This is a genomic window from Mycobacterium sp. E802 (assembly GCF_001666875.1).
In the GTDB taxonomy this organism is placed as follows: domain Bacteria; phylum Actinomycetota; class Actinomycetes; order Mycobacteriales; family Mycobacteriaceae; genus Mycobacterium.
In genome coordinates, this window is the sequence record NZ_LZJD01000185.1 from 94626 (window position 1) to 103514 (window position 8889).

8 protein-coding genes are annotated in these 8889 nt (G+C 67.0%); 7 read left to right on the forward strand and 1 reads right to left on the reverse strand.

Annotated elements, in window-relative coordinates:
* The first annotated feature begins 199 nt into the window (after positions 1 to 199).
* Entirely contained in the window at positions 200 to 1858 is a 1659-nt protein-coding gene (locus A5699_RS27095) for a 2-isopropylmalate synthase (protein ID WP_067776680.1), read from the forward strand.
* Here the strand turns inward: A5699_RS27095 and A5699_RS27100 are convergent.
* Complete coding sequence (locus tag A5699_RS27100; protein ID WP_197508413.1) at positions 1845 to 2300, reverse strand: peroxiredoxin; 456 nt, start codon at positions 2298 to 2300, stop codon at positions 1845 to 1847. The genes A5699_RS27095 and A5699_RS27100 overlap by 14 nt on opposite strands.
* Before the next feature lie 71 nt (positions 2301 to 2371).
* Between A5699_RS27100 and A5699_RS27105 the strand changes: the two genes are divergently transcribed.
* From A5699_RS27105 to lgt, 6 genes are all read left to right on the forward strand, one after another.
* On the forward strand, positions 2372 to 3901 hold the full coding sequence (locus A5699_RS27105; RefSeq protein WP_067776618.1) for an anthranilate synthase component I: 1530 nt from the start codon (positions 2372 to 2374) through the stop codon (positions 3899 to 3901).
* Positions 3898 to 4497: a TIGR02234 family membrane protein gene (locus tag A5699_RS27110; protein ID WP_067776621.1), complete on the forward strand. Its 600-nt coding sequence runs from the start codon at positions 3898 to 3900 to the stop codon at positions 4495 to 4497. Before A5699_RS27105 ends, A5699_RS27110 begins: the two co-directional genes overlap by 4 nt.
* A gap of 93 nt (positions 4498 to 4590) precedes the next feature.
* Positions 4591 to 5409 (forward strand): indole-3-glycerol phosphate synthase TrpC, encoded by an 819-nt coding sequence (gene trpC, locus A5699_RS27115; protein ID WP_067776624.1) that lies wholly within the window; start codon positions 4591 to 4593, stop codon positions 5407 to 5409.
* A 37-nt stretch (positions 5410 to 5446) separates the two neighbouring features.
* On the forward strand, positions 5447 to 6712 hold the full coding sequence (trpB, locus tag A5699_RS27120; protein WP_067776627.1) for a tryptophan synthase subunit beta: 1266 nt from the start codon (positions 5447 to 5449) through the stop codon (positions 6710 to 6712).
* Positions 6709 to 7497 (forward strand): tryptophan synthase subunit alpha, encoded by a 789-nt coding sequence (gene trpA, locus A5699_RS27125; RefSeq protein ID WP_067776630.1) that lies wholly within the window; start codon positions 6709 to 6711, stop codon positions 7495 to 7497. The genes trpB and trpA overlap by 4 nt, the downstream gene beginning before the upstream one ends.
* Positions 7494 to 8889 (forward strand): prolipoprotein diacylglyceryl transferase (gene lgt / locus A5699_RS27130; protein WP_067776683.1); only part of this gene is annotated, 1396 nt, incomplete at its 3' end. The genes trpA and lgt, both read left to right, overlap by 4 nt.

Here is an 8889-nt window from a genome sequence, read left to right on the forward strand (position 1 = left end):
ACGCGCGTCCTCCTGCTTAGCCGCCGCGGCGGGGCCTGAATCGACCGGCCCCCTGCCGTGGGGCTGTGTCGCGCCGGTCGAACTCCAATCCGACCGAAGGCACCCTCACATGAGCACTTCTGCATTTCCCACCATCAGCACCCCGGCGGGGGAAATCCCGGCCACCGCACCGACGTGGAACCGGCAGCGGCATTCGCAAATGCCGTCGCACCGCTACACCAGCGTCTACGAGCGCGTCGAAGTTCCACTGGTTCAACGTCATTGGCCCACCGCCCGGATCGAAGCCGCACCCCTGTGGGTGCCGGTGGACCTGCGCGACGGCAACCAGGCGCTGGCCGAGCCGATGGACCCCGCCCGCAAGCGCCGGTTCTTCGAGCTGCTGGTGGCCATGGGCTACAAGGAGATCGAGGTGGGCTACCCGTCCGCCTCGCAGACCGACTTCGACTTCGTCCGCCTGCTGGTTGAGTCCGACATCGCCCCGCCGGACGTCACCATCGTGGTGTTCGTCCCGGCGCGTCGCGACCTGATCGAACGGACCGTGGGCTCGGTACGCGGCATCGGCAACGACGTCGTCATCCACATGTACACCGCCACCGCGCCTACCTGGCGCGACATTGTGCTGGGCAAGGACAGGGGCGAGCTGAGCCAGCTCATCTATGCCGGCGCCCGTGACGTCCTCGAGTTCACCGACGGCATCCCGAATGTGCGGTTCGAGTTCTCCCCGGAGGTGTTCAACCTCACCGAGCCCGACTACGTGCTGGAGTTGTGCGACGCGGTGACCGAGCTATGGCAGGCCAGCCCCGACCACCCCGTCATCCTGAACCTGCCGGCCACGGTCGAGATCGCCACCCCCAACGTCTACGCCGATCAGATCGAATACATGCACCGCAACGTGTCCCGCCGCGACAGCGTCATCCTGTCGGTACATCCGCACAACGACCGGGGCACCGGCATCGCCTGCGCGGAGCTCGCCGTGCTGGCCGGTGCGCAGCGGGTGGAGGGCTGCGTGTTCGGCAACGGCGAACGCACCGGCAACGTCGACATCGCCACCCTGGCGCTGAATCTGCATGCCCAGGGCGTGGATCCGATGATCGACTTCTCCGACATCGACGAGATCGCGCGAACCGTGAGCTATTGCACCCGCATGCCGATCCACGAACGGCACCCGTATGTCGGGGACATGGTGCACACGGCGTTCTCCGGGACGCACCAGGATGCGATCAAGAAGGGCTTCGCCGAACATCGAGCAAGGGCCGTCGCCACCGGTCAACCGGAGAACGAAATCGATTGGCGAGTACCGTATCTGCCGATCGACCCGGCCGACATCGGCCGCACCTACGATGCGGTGATCCGGGTGAATTCCCAATCGGGCAAGGGTGGCATCGCCTATCTGCTGGCCACCGAGTACGGGCTGGACCTGCCGCGTCGGCTGCAGATCGATTTCGCCCGTCACGTCCAGGCCCACACGGATGAAAGCGGTGCGGAGGTGACTGCCGCAGAACTGTTCGACCTGTTCGAGGCGGCCTACCTGGATCCGTCCGGCCCGGTGCAACTCAAGGACTGGCACACCGGTGGTGACGGCGCGGCGGCGGTGACCGACCTGACCTTGGTCTGCGACGGTCGCACCACCACCAGCAGCCACCGCGGCATCGGTCCGGTCGACGCGCTGTGCGCGGCACTGGCCGAGATCGGCCATCCGGTGCAGGTGTTGAGCCTGACCCAACAATCCGTCGGCAGCACTGCCGTCAGCTATCTGGAGTATCGATCGGGAGTTCGCACCGGATGGGCGTGCGGTCGCAGCGATTCGGTACTCGCGGCGTCGATGGCGGCGGTGCTGCGGGCGGTCAACGCGCCTTGAGCACTTCCAGCGCCTTGTCGGCGTGGGTGTCCATGCTGATCTCGCTGGAGATCACCGCCAGGACGGTGCGGTCGGTGTCGATGACGAAGGTGGTCCGCTTGACCGGCATGAGCTTGCCGAGCAGGCCACGCTTGACGCCGAACTGGGCGGCCACCGTGCCCTCGGCATCCGAGAGCAACGGATAGTCGAAGTTCTGGATGTCGGCGAATTTCGCCTGCTTGGCGACCGGGTCGGTGCTGATGCCGACCCGGTTCGCACCGGCCGCGGCGAACTCGCCGGCCAGATCGCGGAAGTGACATGCCTCCTTGGTGCATCCGGGAGTCATGGCCGCCGGATAGAAGAACAGCACGACCGGTCCGTCGGCCAGCAGGCTGGTCAGGCTGCGGATCGTGCCGGTCTGGTCCGGGAGTTCGAACTCGGGAGCGGTGTCACCCGTCCTGATCTGTGTCATGGTCGCTCACGCTACGCCGTCTGCATGCCAGTGCTGCTCGGTCCATCTGGGAGGATTGGTCTGTGCAAACCACCCCCGACAGCCTCACCCGCACCACGTCACGGGAGGATTTCCGGGCGCTGGCCGCCGGGCATCGCGTGGTCCCGGTGACCCGCAAGGTGCTGGCCGACAGTGAGACACCGCTGTCGGCGTATCGCAAGCTTGCCGCCAACCGCCCGGGCACGTTCCTGCTGGAATCGGCCGAGAACGGCCGGTCGTGGTCGCGGTGGTCGTTCATCGGTGCCGGCTCGCCCTCGGCGCTCACGGTGCGCGGCGACGAAGCCGTGTGGCTGGGGACCGCCCCCAAAGACGCGCCCAGCGGAGGGGAGCCGTTGGCCGCCTTGCGAGCCACCCTGGAGCTGCTGCAGACCGAGGCGGTGCCAGATCTGCCGCCGCTGTCCTCGGGTTTGGTCGGGTACTTCGCCTACGACATGGTGCGTCGGCTGGAACGCCTGCCGGAGTTGGCGGTCGACGATCTTGGCCTGCCGGACATGGTGCTGCTGTTGGCCACCGACATTGCCGCGGTCGACCACCACGAGGGCACCATCACCCTGATCGCCAACGCGGTGAACTGGAACGGCACCGACGAACGCGTCGACGAGGCCTATGAGGATGCGGTGCGACGCCTCGATGTGATGACCGCAGCGCTGGGGCAGCCGCTGCCGTCGGCAGTGGCGACCTTCAGCCGGCCGGCCCCCGAGCATCGGGCCCAGCGCACCGTCGAGGAGTACACCGCAATCGTCGAAAAGCTCGTCGGCGATATCGAAGCAGGCGAAGCCTTCCAGGTGGTGCCGTCACAGCGGTTCGAGATGGATACCGCTGCCGATCCGCTGGACGTGTACCGCATGCTGCGGGTGACCAACCCCAGCCCGTACATGTACCTGCTCAACGTCCCCGACGCCGAGGGAGGGCTGGATTTCTCGGTGGTCGGCTCCAGTCCCGAGGCGTTGGTCACGGTGAAAGACGGTCGGGCGACAACCCACCCGATTGCCGGGACCCGCTGGCGCGGTGCCACCGAGGAAGAAGACGTGCTGCTCGAAAAGGAGCTGCTGGCCGACGACAAGGAACGCGCCGAGCATCTGATGCTGGTCGACCTGGGGCGCAACGATCTGGGCCGGGTATGCCGCCCCGGCACAGTCCGCGTCGAGGACTACAGCCACATCGAGCGGTACAGCCACGTGATGCACCTGGTGTCGACCGTGACCGGTGAGCTCGCCGCGGACAAGACCGCCTTGGACGCGGTTACCGCCTGCTTCCCGGCGGGCACCCTGTCCGGGGCGCCCAAGGTGCGGGCGATGGAGCTGATCGAGGAGGTCGAGAAGACTCGACGCGGCCTCTACGGCGGAGTGCTCGGTTACCTCGATTTCGCCGGCAACGCGGACTTCGCCATCGCCATCCGCACCGCGCTGATGCGCAACGGCACGGCCTACGTGCAGGCCGGCGGGGGAGTCGTGGCCGACTCCAACGGCCCCTACGAGTACAACGAGTCGGCGAACAAGGCCAAAGCCGTGCTCAACGCCATTGCTGCCGCCGACACATTGGCCGAACCGTGACGCGGGCGGCGCAGGGACTCTTCGTCGTGTCAGCCGTGCTGCTGTGGGTGGCGTCTCGGATGACCTGGGTCGAAGTGCGCTCGTTTGACGGCCTCGGCCAACCCAAAACGTCCACGCTGACGGGCGCGTCGTGGTCGACGGCGCTGATTCCGCTGGCGTTGCTGGTGCTGGCGGCAGCCGTCGCCGCGCTGGCCGTGCGCGGCTGGCCCCTGCGGTTGCTGGCCCTGCTGATCGCCGTGGCCAGTGCCGGCATGGGGTACCTGGCAATCAGTTTGTGGGTGGTCAAAGATGTCGCGGTTCGAGCCGCTGACCTGGCCTTCGTCCCGGTCGCTGAGCTCACCGGGACAACCCGTTCGTATGGCGGGGCGGTGCTGACCCTGGTCGCCGCGGTGTGTGCGCTGGCAGGTGCGGTGTTGCTGATGCGGTCCGCCAACAGCGCCAAACGTGGGGTTGCGGGCCGCTACGCCACGCCGGCCGCACGGCGCGATGCGGTCAAGCGCGACGACGGTGACGAGCCGATGTCGGAGCGAATGCTGTGGGATGCGCTCGACGAAGGGCAAGATCCGACCGGCGACGGCAGTGATTCGAGACAATAAGGGCCGGTGAAAGCTGAAGGAGTGGCGACGGCTACCCTTCGAGGGAGGGCAACCGGGACCGGCCCGGAGGCACCAGAAAGGAACCGACGGGCGATGAGTTCGGCCACAGTGCTCGACTCCATCATCGAGGGAGTCCGCGCCGACGTAGCCGCCCGCGAGGCCGTGATCAGCCTGGCTGACATCAAGGCGCGGGCCCAGGACGCACCCCCTCCGCTCAACGTGATGGCGGCGTTGCGGGAACCGGGAATTGCCGTCATCGCAGAGGTGAAGCGAGCCAGCCCGTCGCGGGGTGAATTGGCCAATATCGCCGACCCGGCCGAGTTGGCACAGGCGTACGAGGCCGGCGGCGCGCGGGTGATCAGCGTGCTCACCGAGCAGCGCAGGTTCAACGGCTCCCTGGCCGACCTGGACGCGGTGCGGGCCGCAGTGTCAATTCCGGTGCTGCGCAAGGACTTTATCGTCAAGCCCTACCAGATCCACGAGGCGCGAGCGCACGGCGCCGACATGTTGTTGCTGATTGTGGCCGCGTTGGAGCAGTCGGTGCTCGAATCACTGCTGGAGCGCACGGAATCCCTTGGCATGACGGCACTTGTGGAGGTGCACACCGAGGAGGAGGCCGACCGCGCCCTGAGCGCCGGGGCCACCGTGATCGGCGTCAATGCCCGGGACCTCAAGACGCTGAACGTCGACCGCAACTGCTTCGGCCGTATCGCTCCTGGCTTGCCGAGCAATGTCATCCGCGTCGCGGAGTCCGGCGTCCGTGGAACCGCTGATCTGCTGGCGTACGCCGGCGCGGGTGCTGATGCTGTGTTGGTCGGTGAGGGGCTTGTCACCAGCGGCGATCCCCGCACCGCGGTCGCCGACCTGGTTACCGCCGGCACACACCCGTCCTGCCCGAAACCGGCTCGCTGAACCAGGCAGTGAGCCGCTTGCACGAAAAGGCATTTTGATGGCGGATCTCTCGGGGCCTGAGTTGCCCCGGTCCAGCGCAGGCGTTGCCGAGCCCACCGTTCACGATCCCGACGCTCGGGGTCACTTCGGTGCCTACGGTGGCCGATTGGTTCCCGAGGCGCTGATGGCGGTGATCGAGGAAGTCACTTCGGCATACGAGAAGTCCCGTGGTGATCAGACGTTCCTCGATGAGCTCGACCGGTTGCAGCGGCACTACAGCGGCAGGCCCTCTCCGCTGTACGAGGCGACCCGGCTGTCCGAGCATGCCGGCGGCGCGCGGCTTTTCCTCAAACGGGAAGACCTGAACCACACCGGTTCGCACAAGATCAACAACGTCCTCGGGCAGGCCCTGCTGGCCCGCCAGATGGGTAAAACCCGCGTCATCGCCGAGACCGGCGCCGGTCAGCACGGCGTGGCCACCGCGACCGCGTGTGCGCTGCTCGGCCTCGAATGCATCATCTACATGGGCGCGGTGGACACCGCCCGCCAGGCGCTCAACGTCGCGCGGATGCGGTTGCTCGGGGCCACGGTGGTCTCGGTCGAGGCCGGGTCCAAGACCCTCAAGGACGCGATCAACGAGGCGTTCCGCGACTGGGTCACCAACGCCGACAACACCTATTACTGCTTCGGGACGGCGGCGGGCCCGCATCCGTTCCCGCTCATGGTTCGCGATTTCCAGCGCATCATCGGCATGGAGGCACGGGCACAGGTTCTCGACCAGGCCGGCCGGCTCCCGGACGCGGTGACCGCATGTGTCGGTGGCGGCTCGAATGCCATCGGCGTTTTCCACGCCTTCATCGACGATCCAGCGGTGCGGTTGGTCGGTTTCGAGGCCGCAGGTGACGGTGTCGAGACCGGGCGCCACGCCGCAACCTTCGCCGGTGGCTCGCCGGGTGCCTTCCAGGGATCGTTCTCCTATCTGCTGCAGGACGAGGACGGTCAGACGATCGAATCGCATTCCATCTCAGCAGGATTGGACTACCCGGGTGTCGGCCCGGAACATGCCTTCCTCAAGGACACCGGCCGCGCGGAGTACCGCCCGGTCACCGACACCGAGGCCATGGACGCCTTCTCCCTGCTGTGTCGCTGCGAGGGCATCATTCCGGCGATCGAATCGGCCCACGCGGTGGCCGGAGCACTCAAACTCGGTAAAGAACTCGGCAGCGGCTCGATCATCGTGGTCAACTTGTCCGGACGCGGTGACAAAGACGTCGCGACGGCGGCCAAGTGGTTCGGACTGCTCGACGAGGGGAGCGCCGAATGAGCCGGCTTGCAGAGTTGTTCGACGGCTGCCGGGCCGAAGGCCGCGCCGCACTGATCGGCTACTTGCCGACGGGTTTTCCCGATGTGCAGACGTCGATCGCCGCGATGACGGCAATGGTCGAATCCGGTTGCGATCTGGTGGAAGTCGGCGTGCCGTACTCGGACCCCGGGATGGACGGACCGACCATCGCCGCTGCCGCTGAGGCTGCGCTGGCCGGCGGGGTACGGGTGCGTGACACCCTGACCGCGGTCGAGGCGATCAGCAATGCCGGCGGTCGCGCGGTGGTGATGACCTACTGGAACCCGGTGTTGCGCAAGGGTGTTGACGCATTCGCCCGCGATCTGGCCTCGGCCGGTGGCTACGGCTTGATCACACCCGATCTGATCCCCGAGGAGGCCGACGATTGGATCGCGGCGTCCGAGGCTCACGGCCTCGACCGGATCTTCCTCGTCGCCCCGTCCTCGACGCCGGAGCGGCTCGCGGCCACGGTGAAGGCGTCGCGAGGTTTCATCTACGCCGCCTCCACCATGGGCGTGACCGGGGCCCGTGACGTTGTCTCGAACGCGGCCCCAGAACTGGTGCGCCGCGTCAAAGAAGTGTCCGACATCCCGGTCGGGGTCGGACTCGGTGTGCGGTCGGGACAGCAGGCAGCCGAGATCGGTGCATACGCCGACGGCGTGATCGTCGGGTCGGCTCTGGTGTCGGCCCTCAGCGACGGACTGGATGCGGTGCGTCGCCTCACCGAGGAACTGGCCAACGGCGTTAGGCAGAGGATCTCAGCTTGACCACTACCGTGCTCGCGTATTTGCCCAGCCCGTCACAGGGCGTCTGGCATCTGGGCCCGGTGCCGATCCGCGCATACGCGCTGTGCATCATCGTCGGCATCGTCGCCGCGCTGATCATCGGCGACCGACGTTGGCAAGCGCGGGGCGGTGAAGCCGGCGTCATCTATGACATCGCCTTGTGGGCGGTGCCTTTCGGACTCGTCGGCGGCCGGCTCTATCACGTCCTGACGGACTGGCCGACCTACTTCGGTCCCGGCGGCAAGGGACTCGGCGCGGCATTCCAGGTATGGGAAGGCGGTTTGGGTATCTGGGGCGCCGTCGCGTTGGGCGGTGTCGGCGCCTGGATCGGCTGCCGAACCCGCGGTATCCCGCTGCCTGCCTTCGGCGATGCGATTGCACCTGGAATCATCCTGGCCCAGGCCATCGGCCGGCTCGGCAACTACTTCAACCAGGAGCTCTACGGCGGAGACACCACGCTGCCGTGGGGTCTGGAGATCTATCAGCGCGTCAATGCAGCCGGCAACGTCGACTATCTCAACGGGGTTTCCACCGGTGAGGTGCTGCGGGTGGTCCATCCCACATTCCTTTACGAGTTGCTCTGGAACCTCCTGGTTTTCGCTCTGCTGATCTGGGCTGACCGTAGGTTCAATCTCGGCCACGGACGGCTGTTCGCGCTCTACGTGGCCGGCTACTGTGCGGGCCGTTTCCTCGTCGAACTGATGCGCAGTGACCCGGCCACCGAATTCGCCGGGATCCGGGTCAATACCTTCACCTCGACGTTCGTTTTCATCGGCGCAATCATCTACATCATGCTGGCCACCAAGGGTCGGGAAGACCCGGCGACCTTGGCGGGTAAGCGCGATGAAGACGAAGAGGCCGAAGCGGCGGTAGATGAGCTCGGCAAGGAGCTCGTTGCCGCGGCGGCCACCACAGGTGTAGTGGCCGCTGCGACGGTCGCCGGCCAGGACGATGACGACGAGAACGCCGAAGATGCCGACCACATGCATCCTGACGAGGTCGGTGCCAGTGAAGACGACGGGGCCGAAGCCGCCGCCGCGATCGAACTGAAGGCGATCTCGACCGAGCCCGACGAGGACGAGTCCGCAGAGCCTGCTGATGAGGCCGGCGAGCCCGGAACTGAAGCCGAAGCCGGCGACGCGTCAGACGAGGCAGAGGAAGAAGCCGCAGAGGCCGTCGAAGACGAGACCGCTGAGGAACAGCCCGCCCAGGAGGACGGGGAGCCCGACGATCAGGACGGCGTCGATGAGCCCGCTGACGAAGCGGTCGAGGCCGAGGCCGAAGCCGTCGGCGAATCGGACGAGCCGGCCGCTGCTGGCGAGGACGCGGTCGACGAAGGTGCTGACGAGTCGGCTGAAGCCGAAGCCGGCGGCG